At 52.1% G+C, this 18,845-nt stretch carries 17 protein-coding genes; 11 read left to right on the top strand and 6 right to left on the bottom strand.

The window, feature by feature from the left end:
- Positions 1 to 214: 214 nt before the first annotated feature.
- From NXT00_RS07605 to NXT00_RS07590, 4 genes are all read left to right on the top strand, one after another.
- The gene (locus NXT00_RS07605; protein WP_259079508.1) at positions 215 to 652 is read left to right on the top strand and encodes an SdpI family protein; all 438 of its coding nucleotides are present in this window, start codon (positions 215 to 217) and stop codon (positions 650 to 652) included.
- A gap of 303 nt (positions 653 to 955) precedes the next feature.
- Entirely contained in the window at positions 956 to 1,300 is a 345-nt protein-coding gene (locus NXT00_RS07600) for a Rieske (2Fe-2S) protein (RefSeq protein ID WP_396124771.1), read from the top strand.
- Between the two features lie 5 nt (positions 1,301 to 1,305).
- Positions 1,306 to 2,268: a bile acid:sodium symporter family protein gene (locus NXT00_RS07595; RefSeq protein ID WP_259158605.1), complete on the top strand. Its 963-nt coding sequence runs from the start codon at positions 1,306 to 1,308 to the stop codon at positions 2,266 to 2,268.
- Positions 2,269 to 2,316: 48 nt separating this feature from the next.
- On the top strand, positions 2,317 to 2,637 hold the full coding sequence (locus NXT00_RS07590) for a hypothetical protein (protein WP_259158603.1): 321 nt from the start codon (positions 2,317 to 2,319) through the stop codon (positions 2,635 to 2,637).
- Between the two features lie 52 nt (positions 2,638 to 2,689).
- Here NXT00_RS07590 and NXT00_RS07585 read toward each other — a convergent pair whose 3' ends face one another.
- Positions 2,690 to 3,286, bottom strand: a complete 597-nt coding sequence (locus tag NXT00_RS07585; RefSeq protein WP_259158640.1) for a YqgE/AlgH family protein — start codon at positions 3,284 to 3,286, stop codon at positions 2,690 to 2,692.
- 79 nt (positions 3,287 to 3,365) lie between these two features.
- Positions 3,366 to 4,778, bottom strand: a complete 1,413-nt coding sequence (locus tag NXT00_RS07580) for a CCA tRNA nucleotidyltransferase (RefSeq protein WP_259079660.1) — start codon at positions 4,776 to 4,778, stop codon at positions 3,366 to 3,368.
- A gap of 234 nt (positions 4,779 to 5,012) precedes the next feature.
- Here NXT00_RS07580 and NXT00_RS07575 point away from each other — a divergent pair, with 234 nt between their 5' ends.
- The 7 genes from NXT00_RS07575 (at position 5,013) to NXT00_RS07545 (ending at position 15,428) form a co-directional block, all read left to right on the top strand.
- The gene (locus NXT00_RS07575) at positions 5,013 to 5,804 is read left to right on the top strand and encodes an NUDIX hydrolase (protein ID WP_259079502.1); all 792 of its coding nucleotides are present in this window, start codon (positions 5,013 to 5,015) and stop codon (positions 5,802 to 5,804) included.
- Positions 5,801 to 8,287: a DUF6049 family protein gene (locus tag NXT00_RS07570; protein WP_259158602.1), complete on the top strand. Its 2,487-nt coding sequence runs from the start codon at positions 5,801 to 5,803 to the stop codon at positions 8,285 to 8,287. The genes NXT00_RS07575 and NXT00_RS07570 overlap by 4 nt, the downstream gene beginning before the upstream one ends.
- Before the next feature lie 259 nt (positions 8,288 to 8,546).
- Positions 8,547 to 11,717 (top strand): murein biosynthesis integral membrane protein MurJ, encoded by a 3,171-nt coding sequence (locus tag NXT00_RS07565; protein WP_396124960.1) that lies wholly within the window; start codon positions 8,547 to 8,549, stop codon positions 11,715 to 11,717.
- 414 nt (positions 11,718 to 12,131) lie between these two features.
- Positions 12,132 to 12,758 carry a sigma-70 family RNA polymerase sigma factor gene (locus tag NXT00_RS07560; protein WP_259158601.1) on the top strand — a complete coding sequence of 209 codons (627 nt, stop codon included), beginning with the start codon at positions 12,132 to 12,134 and terminating at the stop codon, positions 12,756 to 12,758.
- 118 nt (positions 12,759 to 12,876) lie between these two features.
- The gene (gene trxB, locus NXT00_RS07555) at positions 12,877 to 13,806 is read left to right on the top strand and encodes a thioredoxin-disulfide reductase (RefSeq protein WP_259158600.1); all 930 of its coding nucleotides are present in this window, start codon (positions 12,877 to 12,879) and stop codon (positions 13,804 to 13,806) included.
- Positions 13,807 to 13,842: 36 nt separating this feature from the next.
- The gene (gene trxA, locus NXT00_RS07550) at positions 13,843 to 14,166 is read left to right on the top strand and encodes a thioredoxin (RefSeq protein ID WP_259079491.1); all 324 of its coding nucleotides are present in this window, start codon (positions 13,843 to 13,845) and stop codon (positions 14,164 to 14,166) included.
- Positions 14,167 to 14,246: 80 nt separating this feature from the next.
- Positions 14,247 to 15,428, top strand: a complete 1,182-nt coding sequence (locus NXT00_RS07545) for an N-acetylmuramoyl-L-alanine amidase (protein ID WP_259158599.1) — start codon at positions 14,247 to 14,249, stop codon at positions 15,426 to 15,428.
- Here the strand turns inward: NXT00_RS07545 and NXT00_RS07540 are convergent.
- From NXT00_RS07540 to rsmG, 4 genes are all read right to left on the bottom strand, one after another.
- Complete coding sequence (locus NXT00_RS07540; RefSeq protein WP_259079484.1) at positions 15,425 to 16,069, bottom strand: hypothetical protein; 645 nt, start codon at positions 16,067 to 16,069, stop codon at positions 15,425 to 15,427. The genes NXT00_RS07545 and NXT00_RS07540 overlap by 4 nt on opposite strands.
- Positions 16,070 to 16,072: 3 nt before the next feature.
- The gene (locus NXT00_RS07535; RefSeq protein WP_259158598.1) at positions 16,073 to 17,101 is read right to left on the bottom strand and encodes a ParB/RepB/Spo0J family partition protein; all 1,029 of its coding nucleotides are present in this window, start codon (positions 17,099 to 17,101) and stop codon (positions 16,073 to 16,075) included.
- Between the two features lie 61 nt (positions 17,102 to 17,162).
- Entirely contained in the window at positions 17,163 to 18,086 is a 924-nt protein-coding gene (locus NXT00_RS07530) for a ParA family protein (RefSeq protein WP_259079475.1), read from the bottom strand.
- A 121-nt stretch (positions 18,087 to 18,207) separates the two neighbouring features.
- Positions 18,208 to 18,798: a 16S rRNA (guanine(527)-N(7))-methyltransferase RsmG gene (rsmG, locus tag NXT00_RS07525; protein ID WP_259079651.1), complete on the bottom strand. Its 591-nt coding sequence runs from the start codon at positions 18,796 to 18,798 to the stop codon at positions 18,208 to 18,210.
- Positions 18,799 to 18,845 lie beyond the last annotated feature (47 nt).

The raw sequence follows: 18,845 nt of genomic DNA, 5'->3' as shown, positions 1-18,845 counted from the left end.
ACCTGATCTAACTCAGCTTGGTGCCCGAGCGCACAAGTCCACCCTTAGGTTTTCAATCTAGCGCTCAATAGGTATTTTTCCTAGTCACGCTGGCTGCACACGTCAGCATAGGCTCCTCGCTTGCCCTAACTACCCCCAACGTACCCCCTTAATGCCTAGGTTGTGATCCGCCCCTCGCCGATTCTCCGACAGGTCTGAGTGATATAATTCCTCTATGTTTTTTCTCGGTCTTCTTGCGAGCGCCTGTGCTCTTATCGTGATCATGAGTGGCGTTCTGGCATGGACGAAAAATCTCCCCGGTAACCGATTTATTGGAATCAAGGTGCCAGAGGTACGTGCATCCAAAGACATCTGGGATCACGCTCACTCTCTGGCAGGTCCACTGTGGGTAGCTGCAGGAGTACTTATCGCAATTGGCTCCGCGCCGATCTATGGCGGACTGAGCTGGTTGCTCACCATCACCGCAGTTAGCTTTATTGGTGCTCTATATATGATTGGTTTGGGTAATTCTCTAGCAGCTCGTGCCGCTGGGATCCTCAGAAGCAATAAGGAGTCATCGTCTGGATGTTCGGGTGATTGTTGTGGGGGAGGAGCGAGTACCGCCATCGATCTCGAGGCTGTCCGCCAGGCGGCCAAAAGGTCTGATCAGTAACTGAAAAATATGTGAACCCACCGCGGGGTGGGTCTTTTTTTCTGTTCACAATTCAGCGACCTGGGGGTAGCGCACTGTGGCCTTATTTAGTCACTGTGACTAAATATAAAGGAGTCATAACCGCTGACCTTAGACCATCTTGATAATTGTGCGTCCAGATAACTGTCGCTTGACCATAGACGCGGCAGGGAAGGGAGTGGAGTATCGTGAGGACGCCCAAAAAAGCATATAGGCGAAAAAAGTGAGATACTAGCAGTCATGACTACACCGAAATCTTCACCTGAATCAACCTGTTCGCGGCGCATCTTTCTCCTCGCCACCGCATCGACTTTTTCCGGTTTGGTCTTAACTGCCTGCGCTGGGAAGGCGCAAGAGATGGATATCAGCGACGTCCCTGTCGGCAGTGCGATCATACGAGATGGCATCATCCTCGCCCAACCTGAACCTGGGGTATACAAAGCCTATTCCGCCGACTGCCCACACCAGCACTCTCAGATCACCGAAGTAGACGGCGATCTTGTGCGGTGTCCAACTCACCATTCAGAATTCTCTATCGTCGATGGGGCAGTACTAACAGGGCCTGCTCGCGACCCATTGAAGGATTTCGAGATCAGCACTGTGGGTACCACGGCCACTATTAGCGGTTAAAAGCTATGCCCAAAATTGATCCCCTTATCGTCTTAATTCTCCTAGCGGTGCTCGGCGCAGTGGTTTTCCCCATAAGCGGTACCGCCGCCGAGTACTTTTCCGCGGCCACTGCTCTGGCCATTGCACTTCTTTTCTTCCTCTACGGAGCTAGACTGTCCACTGCTGAAGCCCTCGAGGGGCTCAAGCACTGGAGATTGCATCTGGTTATCGTTGTGTTTACCTTTGTCTTCTTTCCACTGATTGGCTTAGCTCTCAAACCCGTGGAAGCCATTATTGGAAGCCAGTTATATATCGGCCTCCTTTACCTCACGCTCGTTCCCTCCACGGTGCAGTCCTCGGTGGCATTTACCTCCATCGCGAAAGGTAATGTCGCTGGCGCCATCGTCAGCGCCTCTTTGAGCAATCTCTTGGGAGTGGTTCTAACTCCCGTCTTGGTGATGCTCACCATGACAACAACCACTACTCTGCGTATCGACGCCAGCGTTTTCTTCAATATCGCACTACAGCTACTCCTGCCCTTTATCCTAGGCCAGCTATCAAGGCCACTTGTAGCAGAGGTGGCAAAGAATAAGGCCACGAAGGTGGTTGACCGTCTTTCTATCGCGATGGTGGTTTACTCTGCCTTCTCAGCCGGCATGGTAACGGGATTGTGGGCGAGTATTAGTTATCGCGATATCATCCTTCTGATTGTCATCTCCATTGCAATAGTGAGTCTTACGCTTGCTCTCACGTACAAGGTGGGGCAAAGCTTAGGTTTTACCCTGAGTGATACCCGCGCTATCCAATTTTGCGGTTCTAAGAAATCGCTCGCTACCGGCCTACCCATGGCGGCTATCATCTTCGGCGCCGCCAATATCGGAGTGCTCATCACCCCCTTGATGATCTTCCACCAGATTCAGCTCATGATGTGCTCGTGGTTGGCAGCACGATATGGCGCGCAGCTCGAACCCGATCACAACGTAAACTAGGGGTGTAGAATTTTACCGCCATAAAGTCACAGAAGAAAAGGACCGTAGATGGATCAGCACTTGCTTTATATCCGACTGGACCTCACTATTGAGGGAGCTGGATCGGTTAGTCATATCGCCGAGTTAAAACCCTTGGACCCCACACAGTGTGAGCTGCAGCGGATCATCGAACTCGACCCCCAGGGTGTCATCCAGGGCGCTGGTTCTCCCGACTACGCTGCAGGGCTTGCTAGCACACCTAATAAACGTGTGCCTCATCCCGATACGTTTGACACATTTCCTGATATTGAGGCTTTTGACGTAACGGCCGACGAATTCTTAAGGTTATGGGAGGATGCCGTAACCAAATTCCCGGAATTAGCGAACTAACACACGTTTAAAACCGCAATGTTTCACGTGAAACATTGCGGTTTTGTCTATGTTAGTTCTCGTCTACGTCTAAACCTGGGTGCGTTGCAAGAAGGGGGAGTGGCATGGGTTGACGCCGCATAATATCACCCCACAAATCTACTGCACCTGGAGCGATGACATCGCTCGGCAGGCAGGGAGCAACATACCATTCTCCTTCAGCTATCTCAGCTTCGAGTTCACCCGGGGCGAAAAAATACGTACCTACAAAGATGCGCACCGCCTCGATATACTCAGCAATGCTTTCGGGCGCTAGGCCTAGATCCGCCAAGGCTATACGGTTAGTGATGCGCATCAGGCTAGAGATCTGAGAATTATCCACCTCGGGCTTTGTTACCGCCACTGCGATAGCCATCTCGGGATTCGTCGAACCCCCGTGGTACAGCGTCTGAGGCTTCGCTACCCACGGCTGCCAATCAGGACGCACCTCAGCAACGGCCATATCAGTGCGATGGTTCAGCAATACCCCGAGAGTCCCTTCAGTATCATGGCTAATAATTAGGATGACACCTCGATTCGCCTCATCGGAATCGGTATCGGGCGCTGCTACTAATACCTGCCCCGGATAAACCTCATTACGTTCAAGATTTGCAAAAATACGCTCTCGCATTGCTTCCGCCACAATCACACACCCTTAGTTATCAGTTGAGCCCCATATATGAGTCTCTTTTTCTTACCATTCTATGAGACTAGGAGGCAGACTGCCGTTCCTCCCACCACGCAAGCAAATACTTGCTAGCCAACTCTGGCTCCAGAGGGCCCAATTCCAACCGTAATTCCTTCAGATAGGCCCATGCTCGACCAACGTCGGGGCCCGGCTGTAAATCAAGCAAGTCCATAATGGCGTTGCCGTCAAGATCGGGGCGAACTCGTGCAAGATCTTCTTTTTCGGCAATCTCAGCGATACGCTCTTCTAGATGATCATAAATGCGTTGTAAACGCTGCGCCTTTTTCTTATTGCGCGTTGTGCAATCCGCTCGAACCAGTTTGTGCAGCCGGGGCAGGAGATCGCCAGCGTCATTGACATACCGACGCACTGCTGAATCAGTCCACTTACCTTCATTAAAGCCGTGGAAGCGCATATGCAGGAAGACCAATTGGCTGACCTGTTTGATCATCGCCTTCGAGTATTTCAGTGCCCGCATCCGGCGACGCACCAAGCGCGCACCCGCAACCTCATGTTGGTGAAAACTAACTCTCCCATTTTGGTCATAGGCCCTAGTCTCGGGTTTACCGATATCATGAACTAAAGCAGCCCAACGTAATACCAAGTCGGGGACTTCTTCTTGATCAATAGCTTGTCGTAACACCTGAAGCGAGTGCGCATAAACATCTTTATGCTGCTGGTGCTCATCTTGAGTCATGCGTAATTCTAATAACTCGGGATAGCAGTACTGGGCGAGACCAGTATCCACCATGACATCGACGCCTTCCCAAGGTATGCGACCGAGCATTAATTTATCTAGCTCCACCTGGATCCGCTCCGCGGTTATCCGCTCCAATTGGGAGGCCATCTGGGTTAAGGCATGACGCACTCGGGGAGCGAGTTCGAATTCCAACTGCGAGACAAAGCGAGCCGCACGCAACATCCGTAAGGGATCATCATGGAAGCTCTCCTCTGGGCTGGCTGGAGTATCGATCCTCCTTTGACTAAGGTCCTTAAGCCCACCCATGGGGTCATGAAAAATTAGAGAACCTTCCGCAGTAATTTCAACCGCCATCGCATTGCACCGAAAATCGCGGCGGATCAGATCCCCTTCCAGAGTCGATCCGAAGTGCACCACTGGATTTCGCGAGTGCCCATCGTAGAGATCAGCGCGAAAGGTGGTAATTTCAATTTGCTGTCCAGCCTTTTCGGCCGAGACGGTTCCGAAGTCAATACCGGTATCCCAAACCACATCAGCGTAGTCCTGTAAAATCTCAGAAACGATCTCGGGATGGGCATCAGTAGTGAAGTCCAAATCATTGCCCAACCGATTCATGAGCGCATCGCGCACCGATCCGCCCACGAGGTATAAGGTATATCCCCTTTGGTGAAATTTTTCGGCTAAGGGCACTATATCTGCAAAGAGCGGCTGCAGGGCTTTATTAAGTTGGCTAATTGCCGCCTCTGTGGTGAAGGGTAGTTCGAGGGTTTTCTGCTGATTAGGGGGGATAGTCACGCTGGGTAAGTCTACCGTGTTCGTGGTCTATGCTAAAGACAGATAAAATAATGCTCGACATTAAAAATACCAACGATGATATCTACAACCCTTGCACCGAAGGGCTGGAGGATCTGACATAAACCACATTGTCATTAATAGTGACCGCACCGTCAAGGAATGGAGTCTGAAGAGATGTCTTCTCTATCATCACCTCAGGGTTCTCCTTCACAGAGTGGACAATCCCAAATTCATGCGCGCACTGCGGATACTATCCTCCCAAGACTGAGTAGTGAAGAAATACTCACCCCCAACTCTCTAGCACACCGGGCGCGGTTGACTAAGAAGGATAAGCCCAAGGAGAAGCCAAAACCTAAGCGCACCCAAAAAGCGACAATACGGAAGCGAGGGGAGGGGCGCCGCCGCCAGGGTGGGCGCAGTACCAACCGTCGTGGGCCAAAGCGACCACCCGAAGCTCACCGGATGATGAAACGAATGGAGACCTCCGCTGGGGGGCTCGTCATCTCCGGGCTTGCAGAGGCTGTCGATCACCGTGGGCGAGTAGATCTGTCAAAGATCTATGTGGCTCTCATCGGGCGCAAGGATCGGCGCGGGCGCCTTTTATGGTCCATGCCTAAAGGCCATGTGGAAGAGCACGAAGATATCGAAGCAACAGCGGCACGGGAAGTGTGGGAAGAAACCGGCATTCTCGGCGAGGTCTTTGCCACTCTCGGACAAATTAGCTACTGGTTCGTTTCGGATAATACGCGTATTCATAAGACTGTTTACCACTACCTGCTGCGTTATCAAGATGGAGTTCTTAACGACGAAGATCCTGAGGTTACCGAGGTCGCGTGGATACCAGCCTCAGCACTCCTTGAGTATTTTGCGTATGCCGATGAGCGTAAGCTGGCCAAGATCGCGCTTCGGATGCTCCCCGATTTAGCCCGCACGGAGGCGCAGGAAGGACGGATGACGCCCCGATGAAACCATCCTCTCCTCACTCGTGTCGCCTGGCTCTCGGTATTGCGCTGACCCTTAGTATGCTCGGCCCCACAAGTGCGCTGGCCAACCCGCTGCCTCATTCTCCAAACAACCCGGCGGCACTAGGAACCTGGGTGGGCCAAAGCCCGCGGGTTGATAAGCGAGAACCAGATCTAGCAATAAGTCTCGATCGAGCACCAGCTCAGATCTCCTTTGGGCAAGTCCTCCAGGTCTCTCTATCGGTGCGCAATAATACGGATAGCGAGATGGACAATATCATTATTGTTCCAAAACGGGCAGCGGAACCCAGAAGCGTTAACCAGGCTCTTGAACTTCCAGCTCTGAGCCAAGAAGCTTATCCATTCTTTGCTAATACTATTGATATTGACGGTCCGATTGTGCCGGGAGAGACGCGCCATATCGATATTGAAATCCCCACCGCAGCGCAGGCGATTGGTGGATTCGATATTATTCGCCCAGGTATCTATCCTTTATTATTTGGAGTACAAAATACTACCTCAGGGCAACGATATTCATCCCAGCGCTTTCTCCTCAACGTCGCGGCAGATCCGAGTACTCCTCGTACTCCTCAGGATGCAAAGGAAGAGGAAACTGACAATCCCGAGCGAGCACCCGGACTTACCCTGATCTATCCCATTACTGCCGTAGTTGATATTCTCGGCGGGGAAACTGGGGAAGCTGGGAAAGAACGCGCGCCGCTTATTATGCGCAGCGAAAATCTCGCTCGTCAGCTTGCCCCCGATGGGCGGCTGAGCACAATAGTCAAAGACTTCCGCACGGTCACAGACAGAGAGCCAGCTTTGAAAGAAGCTAGTTGTATCGCCCTTGATCCACAGCTTATAGATACCGTATCGAGGATGACTCAGGGCTATCGCATTGCCACAGAACGCCCGAGTTCAGTCTCACAGAATCTACGCCTGCGCGATTCATGGTTTTTTGCCGACCAAGATATCGATTCCATCCCTGGTAGCGCCTCAGACGACGCCGCACGCTGGCTTGCAGAACTCAAAGCACTTCTAAGTACCACCTCTTGTGTGGTGGCACTACCGTGGGCTAATACCGATATCAACGGACTAGCAAAGCTAGGGGATAGCTGGCTCATGCGCGAAGCGCTGGATCAGGGTGCTCTGATCCTCAGGCGCGAACTGGGCGTAAATCCGGCACCAGATATTGTTATTCCCGCAAGCGGTTATCTTGAACCCACAACCATTAGTTCCCTCGGCTGGGCTGATTATTCCACCCCTACCAATAACAATCAGATGCCTACTGATCTCGCAACGGCGTGGAATGCACGGGAACCGAAGGATACTGATACTACTACTGCACCCCTTCCACAGCGTCCCATCACAGTACTGCTAGCCGATAACTCTTTCCCGCAAACTAGTGGACGATTTGCCCCCTTAGCACCAGGAATTCGAGCCGCCGGATTCGATAGTTTAGTAGCCTCAAGTTTTGCACATAGCGCACCAGATCCACTCACCATGAGTTATACCCCTGATTCGCACCGCTATGATTACCGCCAGGATTCACTAGTAGCTCGCAGTAATACAGCATCAAATATCCTGCGTTTAAGTATCTCCCAGCGCACAGAAGAAGATTCCCAACCATTGGTGGTGCCGTTGCCGAGCAATATAGATAGTGGACAACCGTGGTTGGATACTGCTGCTGAATTACTCAGAGATCGAGCTGCCCAACCGCGCAACTTACTGAACGTGATCACCCCGCTCCCTCAAGAGCAAGAAGCTTTGGATCAAGCGGAAGAGTTCGTAGCTGTTTCCTCTCCTTTTCCCGATCCCGCTCAAATAGCTGACACCGAGCTATTAGCGGCTAAAGGTTTAGTATCGTCTATAGATAACCTCACGCGCTTGATGATTAGCGATTCCGCTATCTCCTTGAGCCCTTATGAGTTTACTGAGCCTTTACGCCGAGATGTGATCCGCTCTTTTACTCTAGAGGGGCGCCAATCTATAGCGCGTTTCGATGAGCATAGTGAGGATATTAGGAACCTCATTGCCGCCACCCGGGAGACTCTGGCACAACTGAGGAATTCGGTGAGCCTTATTCCACCAGGAAATGTTTTCACAAGAACCTCGGATTCATCACCGCTTCTTGTTGTGGCTCAAAATGGTTTACCGCTACCTGTCGATGCCAGGCTTGCCTATAGTGGGCCCAACGAGGCGAAGATTGGAATTCCGCGGGAGATTCTTATCCCCGCAAAGGGCTCGATTACGATCTCGATGAATGCAAATCTGGAGGCTGTGGAGTCTCGACGAGCAGATCTTCGTATGTGGTTGACCACAAATACCAATGACGCCATATCTGAGTCCGTGACCATGGGTGTACAAACCCGATCGGGTTTATCTGGTACTTCAGGCTTCGCCGGTTATGTGCTACTAGCTCTCGTTATCGTTCTTATCGGGCGAATTTTCCCCAGCCTTCTGGCGGAATTTAGACGTGACAAATGATCTAGTTCAAGGTTCTTCGGATTAGCTAGTGGGGGCAACGGTTAACCCCGCTACGATTTCCATTTTTCTAGAACTACGGAGGAAGATGGTCTCTTTGAGACTTTTCCCTAGTTTCTCCACGGTGAGGGGCGACGGGATCTTTCCACCTTCTTCAGCTAAGGAGAATGGCGTGAGCAATCACCTCAATAAGCTTGATGGGCACCAGGACGATCGGCCGCTAAGAAGCTTAACTGCCGCGAACGAGCCCGGCACCCCTCTAATGCCACCACGTGGAGGTGAGGAGAAGGCTCCTCATCACACACAGGAGCCGCGCTCAACCTCACTGCTCGAGGCCGAAAGAAAAGCTGAATATAAAGCCGATGACGCCGAGGTGGTACGCTCCTCAGGGTCGATGGCTATAGCCACGCTCTTTAGCCGGATTACTGGCTTTTTGCGCAATGTGATCATCACCGCCACCTTAGGTGGGGCGATCGCTTCGGCTTTTAATACCGCCAATACATTGCCCAATTTGATCACTGAGATCGTTCTGGGCGCAGTGCTGACCTCCCTTGTGGTCCCCGTATTGGTGCGCGCCGAAAAAGAAGATCCCGATCGGGGAGAGGCTTTTATCAGGCGCCTGTTTACTCTTGCGGTAACGTTATTAGGGTCGATTACCCTGCTTGCCGTTATTGCCGCCCCCTATCTTGTGCAAATGGCATTGCGTAGCGACGGTAAGGTCAATATCGTCCAATCCACCGGCTTTGCCTACTGGCTCTTGCCACAGATTTTCTTCTACGGCATTTTTGCACTCTTAATGGCTATTCTCAATACCAAGGGGATCTTCAAGCCAGGCGCCTGGGCGCCGGTGGTGAATAATCTCATTGTGCTTGCCGTCATGGGCGCCTATTGGTTTGTTCCTGGGGAATTAACTCCCGAGCAACCAGCCGGAGCTTTTGACATACATGTGATGCTCTTGGGTATTGGCACCACAGTCGGTGTGGTTGTGCAGGCTCTCATACTATTTCCGTATATTCGCCGCACTAATATTTCCCTCAAACCGCTGTGGGGCATTGACGCTCGCTTGAAGCAATTCGGGGGCATGGCCGCGGCGATTATTTTCTATGTCGCCATCAGTCAGTTGGGCTATATCGTCACTACCCGTATCGCCTCTGTGGCGGATGCGGCGGCGCCAAATATTTACCAGCAGGCGTGGCTATTATTGCAAGTTCCCTATGGCATTATTGGTGTTACCCTGCTCACTGCCATTATGCCGCGGCTTTCGCGCAATGCTGCTGATGGAGACGATAAGGCGGTCACCCAAGATCTCATCATAGGTTCCAAGCTCACCTATATTGCGCTGATTCCGATCATTGTTTTCTTTACTATCTTTGGAACCTGGATTGCCCGTGGCCTTTTCGCCTATGGGCAATTCGCCGGCCCTGAGGCGACCATCTTGGGCTGGACTTTGAGCTTCTCGGCCTTCACTCTTTTACCCTATGCCACTGTTCTTCTGCACCTGCGGGTCTTTTATGCGCGCGAGGAAGCGTGGACCCCAACCTTTATTATCGCTGGTATAACGGGGACGAAAATTGCGCTTTCGCTGCTGGCTCCCATTGTTGCCACGTCACCGTCGCGGGTAGTGATCCTCCTCGGTGCTGCCAATGGTTTTGGCTTTGTTGCTGGCGCTGTGATTGGAGCCTTTTTACTCAGGCGGAAATTGGGCCATCTAGGCACCAGAGATATTATTCGCACCTGTGCGTGGGCGCTCGCAGCTAGTTCCTTAGGTGGGTTGATCGCTTTTGCCCTCAGCCAAGCTATCGATATGGCGGCTGGTCAGCTCTTTGACGCCTTGGGGTCGGTTGGTTATCTTGTCCAATTAACCATTGCGGGGATTGTTTTCCTCGCAATGACGGGCTTAGTTCTCTCGCGTTCCCAGTTGCCCGAAGTAAAGAAATTGGCTCAGCTACTGGCCCGAATTCCGGGAGTGAACCGAATTATCCAGCCGAGCGAGCCGGCTAAGATTTCCCATCTGAGTGCCCAGGAGTTGAAAGTGGAACAACCGAATTATATTGACGATACTTTCAACGCCACCCCTGTACCGCCGCCAATGTCTGCGGGTATCGTTCGGGGTCCGCGACTGGTTCCAGGCGCTGAAGTCAGCGATGGCAGTTTCCGGCTCCTGGTCGATCACGGATCCGCCCCGGGAGTTCGCTTCTGGCGGGCTATGGAGAAGCGGACGGGACGCGAGGTATCCCTGACCTTCGTTGATACCTCTGGGCTCACCCCAATGGCGCCGCTGAGTCCTGCAGCGGCCGCTGATGCTGCCGATCGAGTCAAAGTGAGAACCCTCGCACTTGCCGGCTTAAAGAGCGACAGTATCGCAAAAAATATTGAGGTTCGCTCTTACCGTAATGGGTGTTTGATCATCGCCGATTGGGTGCACGGAACTCCGCTCGCTAAGCTCGCTAGCGATCCCGATCAGCAGGATCCCCAGGCGGTGGTATTCGCACTGGCGCCGTTGGTGGCTGCTGCTGGCAAGAAGACCTTGGGCCTGGATAATAGGGCTCGAATTCGGGTGAATACCGATGGGGTAGCGGTGCTCGCTTTCCCAGCCGTTCTGGCCGACGCTACCCACGAGCAAGATTTGAAATCTCTGCGCACCGCCTTAGGCATCTTGATCAACGACGAGGCCCCATCAAATATTAGAGAGCTCTTAGGGGGCGACCTCGAGGAGATGCCCGGAGCCTATGAGAAGTACCTAAAGAAGCTCTCTGAGCCAACTGAGCCAGGTGATACCCAAACCCTCCAGGTGACCGCTCAAAAGGCCCCCCGAGAGATTAAGTCGCCTGTGGGTGGATTCGGCCGTAAAGGGTATGGGCGCGGTGCTACCACAGCCGTCCTTGTCGGTGCTACCTCGATGGTGGTGCTGGCCGCGATCATTACCGCGTATATTACCTCCGTACTCAATAGTGGCAACGAGCAGGCCCCCATTAAGGCTGAGGAGCTTGCACCTATAAGCTCTGAGATAGCCAAACCTTCGCTGATCTTGGCCGTGGAGTCGGCCTATCCGTGGAGAGATAGCAATGCCACTGCATCCTTTGCTGCCGATGGTAATCCAGAGACTATATGGAAGGCCCAGGCAGATGAGGCGGTTATTATTAATCTGGCAGCAGCCAGTGAGATCAACCGACTCGTGGTCAATAGCCCTACTCCGGGCTTTAGGCTGCAGGTCTTTGGGGTGCGCGACAATAATCCCATCGGGGCTCAAACTAACCTCAACGATCTCTTGGCAAGAAATATCTTAGCTGAGCTCAATGTGGATAAAACGCGGGCGAGTGTCGATATTGATTCCTCTACACACATCAAACAGCTACTCGTCCTGGTCAGCTCTATTAAAGGCGAAGCCGAGGACGTAGAGATCAAAGAGCTCCAAGTAGTGGGAATGCCCTAAAAAGAAAAATATCAAAAAGAACCTCCATATTTTCACGGAGGTTCTTTTTCATTTTTTTGACCTACCCCGCCGATATCATCGTGGAGCTCCCATCTTGTTGTACTCATTGTTCTCTTGTGATGTACTCACCAGATTCTTCGCTGTATTCCCATTTATGGAGTTTGGTTGTGAGAAAAATTAGTGCCAATCCACCTGTATCCGATCTACAGACATCAGTAAACTTCTCAGTTGTTTTTAATAAATAGCTGAATATAAAGCATATGCGTGCACTGATACCCCCGTTGCTATACCTTTCATGAAGCGCTAGCAAAAAAGTGCACTGATACTTCCCAACATATAAGAAAACGGTGATGCTTTTACCATCCTCTCTCTGGTGCCGATGAGGGATGCCCGCCGTGAACCGAAAGTCCAGCTATGGCTCGTTCCCACCAGCATGATGAGGCAACTACCCGCAATTCTGTCGAGCGTGCCAGCGCTGCCTTGGAAGCTCAAGCCGATGAAGCCTTGGTTGCCGACTATCTTGCTGGATCTGATGCTGCTTTCGCCGAGATTGTAGGCAAACATGAACGTCATTTGCGCTATGTGGCTCGCAAATACGCTCGTACGGAAGCCGATGCCGAGGATATCTTGCAAGATGCACTCTTACGGGCCGCACGGAATCTTTCGGGTTTTCGGGGGGATTCCAAGTTATCCACATGGTTGCATCGCTTAGTTGCCAATGCCAGCTATGACCACAATCGGAAGCATACTCATAGCGTTATCAGCGCCGATCGCGCGGAATTTAATGCCGAGGTGGAAGCAGCGATGAGCTTCGACCCTTTCGCCGAACTGATCGATAGGATGAATCTAAGCGAGGAAATGCAACGCGCTCTTGACCTCCTTCCCCCGGAGCACCGTGCTGCCTTAGTGCTCATAGATTTCGCGGAACATTCTGTTAGTGAGGCCGCCGAGATCCTGCAGGTGGCCCCTGGGACCATAAAATCCCGACGGGCTCGAGGTCGAAGGATGTTAAAGGAAATTCTACAATACCGGGTTCTCTAAGCTTGACAGCAGCTCACTTATGATTGGTATTGCCTATATAAAATCTTTCATCTATAGTCTGGGTTATAAACGCTAGAATAAGGTTGATTACTCACCACTTCGACGAAAGAACAGCACTATGGCAGATATCCACAACGTGATCATCATTGGCTCCGGTCCCGCAGGCTATACCGCAGCACTCTATGCAGCCCGCGCCGAACTTCATCCGCTCGTATTCGAAGGATATGAATACGGTGGTTCCCTGATGACCACAACCGAAGTCGAAAACTTCCCTGGCTTCCCCGCCGGAATCATGGGCCCAGAGCTCATGGAAAATATGCGCAGTCAAGCCGAGCGCTTCGGAGCTCAGCTCATCAGCGAAGAAGTAACCAAGGTCGAGCTCGACGATGAGATCAAAAAGGTTTGGGTCGATGACACCCTATACCAAGCCAAGAGCGTCATTCTCGCCACCGGCTCCGCCCCTCGCTATATCGGAGTGGAAGGGGAAAAAGAACTCCTAGGCCGCGGCGTCTCAGCGTGTGCTACCTGCGATGGCTTCTTCTTCCGCGACCACAATATCGCTGTGGTTGGTGGCGGTGATTCCGCAATGGAGGAGGCCCTTTTCCTCACTAAATTTGGTAAGAGTGTGACCATTATTCACCGCCGTGAAGAATTCCGCGCCTCCGCCATTATGCTCGAACGTGCCCGCAATAATGACAAGATCACCTTCTTAACCAATAAGGTTGTCAGCAAGGTCAACGGAGATCAGCAAGTCAGCAATGTGGAACTCACCGATACCATTACGGGCGAGGTATCACATCTCGATGTCACCGCCCTTTTCGTAGCCATCGGTTATGATCCCCGCTCCGCCCTCTTCAAAGATACCGTCACCTGCGACGAGTCAGGTTATGTAATCGTCGACGAGCCTTCGACCCGCACTAATATCCCTGGTGTTTTTGCGGTCGGCGATCTTGTTGATCGTCACTATCAGCAGGCCATTACTGCAGCGGGAACAGGCTGCCGCGCGGCTATTGATGCCGAACACTTCCTGGGTACACTCACCCAATAAAACCTATAAAACCTAGTTAGATAAGAAAGGTCTTTTATGTCCCAACCTATTGATGTCACCCAATCCACCTTCCGCTCCGTTGTCACCGAGTCCGACAAACTCGTCCTTGTCGACTTCTGGGCAGAATGGTGCGGCCCCTGTAAAAAGCTTAGCCCTGTGCTTAATGAGATTGCTGCCGAGATGGGTGACCACGTCACCGTAGCCAAGGTCAACGTGGATGCTGAGCGTAACTTAGGCGCAATGTTCCAGATTATGTCGATTCCTACGGTATTGATCTTCAAAAATGGCGAGAAGGTCGACGAATTCGTTGGAGGTCGCAAGAAGTCAGACATCGTGGCAATGCTTCAAAAGCATCTCTAAATGCTATCCTATGATGAGCCGTCGATACGCTAGATCTAGGGTATCGCTCACACGTAGATAGCACGATGGGAAGGATGAGAGTGTCCACAGTCATAAGGGTCGGGGATAAAAACCCGAAAGTGGCAGAGGTGCGAGCAGCACTAGCCCGACTCGGACACCTCACGTCCTTCCGTGATGATCTCAGCACTGACCATATCTTCGAAGAGTCCGATACATATTTCGATTCCGATCTCCAAGAGGCGCTGCGTGGCTTCCAGCAATCCCGTGGCTTAATCGCCTCGGGCGAAATTACCGAAACTACTCTGCGCGTGCTGCGAGAAGCCTCCTACCAGCTAGGAGTACGCGTTCTCGCGTATAAAGAGCACAATCATATGATCGGCGATGATGTCTACCAACTTCAGCAACAGCTCCAGGAACTAGGCTTCTACACCGATCGCCTCGACGGTCATTTCGGTCCGATGACCCATGATGCGCTTGCAAATTATCAACTCAACTACGGGCTCAATATCGATGGAATTTGCGGCCCAGAAACCATCGACTCTCTTGGACTTCTTGGTCGCCGGATTACTGGGGGTTCCCCGAACCAGCTGCGCGAGCGCGAGCGTGTCCGCGATGCGGGGCCCCAACTTGCAGGCAAACGCGTCGTTATTGACCCCGGCCTCGGTGGGCCTAATAAAGGTGTGACTGTACGCGGTATTTACGGTGAGATCACCGAAGAAGAGCTCATTTGGGACCTTGCCACTCGCATTGAGGGACGCATGATCGAAGCCGGAATGGACGTTATCATTTCCCGACCGCGCAATAGCGATCTCACCCATGCTGAACGCGTGGCTATAGCCAATTCCTTCCAAGCCGATCTGATGATCTGTTTACAGGCAGATCACTATCCCAATGAGCAAGCTTCCGGCTGTGCCACCTTCTATTTTGGTTCCGAATCTGGAAATTACTCCATGATTGGCGAGAAGCTCTCTGGCTATATCCAGCGTGAAATTGCAGCTAGAACCAAGCTTGTCAATTGTGGTAATCACGCGCGCACATGGGATCTTTTACGCATGACACAGATGACGTGTGTGGAAATCTTTCCAGGGTATCTCAGTAATCCTGGTGATGTGCGCATTTTAAGTAATCCTAAAAAGCGTGATGATATCGCCGAGGCTATCGTTGTTTCCGTCAAAAGGCTCTATCTCATGGATCAAGACGACCAGCCAACGGGAACCTTCAAATTCTCTGAATTGCTCAAGCAAGAACTGCTCGAAGGCTAAACCCTAACAACAAGCTGCGAGACGCCGGAGAGTTCCCATTCTCTTTGCGGGGCGGGTAGTTTAAGGCGCAAACGCGGAAATATTGGATGCGGTTGATGGATTTTAAAACCGCAGCTTTGTGCGATGTTGACCTCAACAAGCCCAAAATCTTCAATACGCGCCGTCACCTCCTTGTCTCCCCTATCTTCCTTATCCTTTGCTGCTAAGGCTCTTGGATGGTACCCATATATTTCGACCGCGGGAATCTTTTCCTGGCTAAGATAACTACACGCTGCTGCGATGAGAGTCGCTTCCAAGCCGGTATCTTTCAGCAACGGGTGTATATGAACTGAGCTAATCAGCCACGCCTCTGGGGAAACCGGAGCGGTAGGGAAAACCACCTGACCTGGAACCCGATCACCGGGAGTGAATAATAGTGTGGCCTGGGCTGAATATTCCAAGGTGTGCTCAAGCCGATAATTTAATCCGCACCGACCCAGTTGCAGAAGGGACTGCATCAGCCACGCTTCTTTTTCCAAAACTGGATCACCGCGAAATTCTCTGAGTGCATGCGGACTAAGCTCCCAGAACAAACCGGAAGCGGTGCGAGGATGGAGATGGGCAATTTCCTCCATATCAATGGCTCTGAGAATTTTAGCCATCGATCAGTGCCGCTCGTTGCCTCCGGCAATCAGGGCCATAATGCGATCAAAATCCTCGCGGCCGCCAAATTCCACCACGATCTTGCCCTTCCGCTTGCCTACCGTCACCGATACTTTGGTGTCGAGGTTATCGGCCAGGTGCTCGGCTGCTTGGTAGAAAAATTCCGGAGTCTGAGCCTTCTCTCTGGTCTTTTTCGGCTGCGGTTGTTCCCCTCGATTGAGCAAGACGACTGCTTCTTCAGTCGCTCGTACACTCATCCCTTCCGCCACAATGCGTTCAGCGAGGCGTTCTTGTTCCTGCCGCTTATCTTTTAGACCCAAAAGAGCTCGGGCATGGCCAGCAGATAAAACCCCGGCCGCAACTTTGGTTTGCACGGCGACTGGGAGCTTGAGTAGACGCAGCATATTGGTAATCATCGGGCGGGAGCGACCGAGGCGATCAGCCAGTTCATTCTGAGTCACCGAAAATTCCACCAGTAGTTGCTCATAGGCGGCTGCTTCTTCGAGAGGATTTAGCTGTACGCGGTGAATATTTTCCAAGAGCGCATCGCGGAGCATATTTTGGTCGTCGGTATCGCGAATAATCGCGGGGATTTTCTTCAACCCCGCCTTACTAGCGGCACGCCAACGCCGCTCGCCCATAATAATTTCAAAGCGTCCCTGATGAGCGCGCACAATAATAGGTTGGAGCAGACCAAATTCTTTAATGGAATGAACTAGCTCCCCAAGATCTTCTTCATCGAAAGCCTGGCGCGGGTTTTTTGCGTTAGGGATCACTAAACCAATAGGAATCTCACGGTACTGCGCGCCGAAATCTACTTCCTCCTCCGCCACGGGCGATGCATCCTGAGCGGCAGCTTCGGCCAGAATCGGGTTAACCTTCGCGCCACTGGCGTCACGCTCGGCTGGTGCGGCGGATCGACCAAGAAGAATATCGGTGGCATCTGCCCCCAATCGGGAATCTGGGGTAGATGTAATTAAAGCGGCCAAACCGCGGCCAAGTCCGCCCTTACGTGATTCTTGCTGCGCCATCTCTATCTATTCCTTTCACAAACCCTAAAACAGTCTCCGTGGGTGGGGGAAGAGTCTCCATTTAAGCGGAGGGTTTCACTCCCACAGCACCGGAATCAGCGGAGGGAAGGTAATCGCCTCGCTCAGCTAATTCTTGGGCGGCATCAAGATAGGCGAGAGCACCCCGAGAGCCTGGATCATAGTGCAATACCGTCTGCGAATAACCAGGGGCCTCCGAGACCTTCACCGAACGCGGGATTTTCGTCCGCATAACCACCTCACCGAAGTGCGAACGTACTTCCTCTGTGACCTGTTCGGCGAGCTTGGTACGAGCATCATACATAGTTAATAAGATCGCTGAAATATGCAAGCGTGGGTTGAGGTGCTGCCTAATCATGGAAATATTATTGAGCAACTGACCTACACCCTCGAGCGCGTAGTACTCACATTGAATAGGAATTAGGACTTCGTTGACCGAGGTCATGGCATTAATAGTGAGCAAACCCAAGGAGGGTGGGCAGTCGATGAAAATATAATCAAAACCGCTATCTCGAATAAAGGGGGAATTGAGGGCATCGCTCAATCGATATTCCCGCCTGACCATAGAGACTAATTCGATTTCAGCACCAGCCAGATCAATAGTAGCTGGGATACACCACAGGTTTTCACTCGCTGTGGATTGCACCATCGCTTGCTCGGCGGTGCACTCACCGATGAGAAGTTCGTAGCTGGAATTGGTGCCCGCGCGGTGTTCGACCCCCAGTGCTGTCGACGCATTTCCCTGCGGATCGAGGTCAACAACGAGGACTTTAAGGCCGTTAAGAGCTAGCCCCGCGGCGAGGTTAACTGATGAGGTGGTTTTACCCACTCCGCCTTTTTGGTTGGCCACGGTGATATAACGGGGAGAAGCCGGTTTGGGGAGGGACAGCGAATGTGGGGTCAAGACTTGCGCTGCTCGTCTAGCGGCAGCGGCGACGGGGGTATCTTCCCATTTCATTTCATCCATGGTATCCGACTTTTTCCAGACCTTTCTGCCACAATTATGCTGATCTTAACCTTAGTGTCTCTCCCTCGGCTTAGCCAGATGATTCAGATAATCATTGCCACGTCCAAGCACCGCATCGTTACTAGCGAGACCGATTTTTCCTAATAGACACCACCGTTGTTGGTTCTGGGAGTATCTCTCCTACGGTAAAAACTTTGATATCAGCGCCCCCAGCTTTGGTAATCACCCGCTTATCTCGCTCTATTTCCTCATGGACTGAGCTACCCTTAAGAGCCAACATCCGGCCGCCTTTGTCAACGAGCGGCAACGACCACCCAGCGAGCTTACCGAGAGGAGCTACCGCGCGCGACGTTACTATATCAACACCACCGACTTCTCTGCGGACCTCTTTTTCCTCTGCTCGACCGCGAAGTACCCAAATATTATTGAGATCGAGCTCCACGGCAACATATTTGAGAAATTCAGAGCGCTTAAGAAGCGGTTCTATCAGCACGATATCAAGATCGGGACGAGCTATTGCCAGAGGGATCCCTGGGAGACCGGCACCGGAACCGATATCAGCCACCCTCATATTTGGCTTAATGGCCTCTCCGATCACCGCGCAGTTAAGGATATGTCGATCCCACAGCCGAGGTAATTCACGCGGCCCCAAAAACCCGCGCTCCAATCCCATCGTGGCTAGGAGCTGGTGATAGCGCTGTGCCTTTTCCATGTGGTGGACGAAGACCTCACCGGCAATTGATGGGGGAGTGGGGTCGA

Origin of the sequence: Corynebacterium sp. ES2715-CONJ3 (assembly GCF_024814365.1) — a bacterium.
Lineage (GTDB): Bacteria > Actinomycetota > Actinomycetes > Mycobacteriales > Mycobacteriaceae > Corynebacterium.
Note: the sequence above shows the minus strand (reverse complement) of the source record. Positions and strands in the feature narration are given on the sequence as shown.

What these genes read in the sequence shown, in the direction of transcription:
- NXT00_RS07605 (WP_259079508.1), top strand. Translation starts at nt 215, where the DNA reads ATGTTTTTTCTCGGTCTTCTTGCGAGCGCCTGTGCTCTTATCGTGATC.
- NXT00_RS07595 (WP_259158605.1), top strand. Translation starts at nt 1,306, where the DNA reads ATGCCCAAAATTGATCCCCTTATCGTCTTAATTCTCCTAGCGGTGCTC.
- NXT00_RS07590 (WP_259158603.1), top strand. Translation starts at nt 2,317, where the DNA reads ATGGATCAGCACTTGCTTTATATCCGACTGGACCTCACTATTGAGGGA.
- NXT00_RS07585 (WP_259158640.1), bottom strand. Translation starts at nt 3,286, where the DNA reads ATGCGAGAGCGTATTTTTGCAAATCTTGAACGTAATGAGGTTTATCCG.
- NXT00_RS07575 (WP_259079502.1), top strand. Translation starts at nt 5,013, where the DNA reads ATGTCTTCTCTATCATCACCTCAGGGTTCTCCTTCACAGAGTGGACAA.
- NXT00_RS07570 (WP_259158602.1), top strand. Translation starts at nt 5,801, where the DNA reads ATGAAACCATCCTCTCCTCACTCGTGTCGCCTGGCTCTCGGTATTGCG.
- NXT00_RS07565 (WP_396124960.1), top strand. Translation starts at nt 8,547, where the DNA reads ATGCCACCACGTGGAGGTGAGGAGAAGGCTCCTCATCACACACAGGAG.
- NXT00_RS07560 (WP_259158601.1), top strand. Translation starts at nt 12,132, where the DNA reads ATGGCTCGTTCCCACCAGCATGATGAGGCAACTACCCGCAATTCTGTC.
- trxB (WP_259158600.1), top strand. Translation starts at nt 12,877, where the DNA reads ATGGCAGATATCCACAACGTGATCATCATTGGCTCCGGTCCCGCAGGC.
- trxA (WP_259079491.1), top strand. Translation starts at nt 13,843, where the DNA reads ATGTCCCAACCTATTGATGTCACCCAATCCACCTTCCGCTCCGTTGTC.
- NXT00_RS07540 (WP_259079484.1), bottom strand. Translation starts at nt 16,069, where the DNA reads ATGGCTAAAATTCTCAGAGCCATTGATATGGAGGAAATTGCCCATCTC.
- NXT00_RS07535 (WP_259158598.1), bottom strand. Translation starts at nt 17,101, where the DNA reads ATGGCGCAGCAAGAATCACGTAAGGGCGGACTTGGCCGCGGTTTGGCC.
- NXT00_RS07530 (WP_259079475.1), bottom strand. Translation starts at nt 18,086, where the DNA reads ATGGATGAAATGAAATGGGAAGATACCCCCGTCGCCGCTGCCGCTAGA.
- rsmG (WP_259079651.1), bottom strand. Translation starts at nt 18,798, where the DNA reads ATGGAAAAGGCACAGCGCTATCACCAGCTCCTAGCCACGATGGGATTG.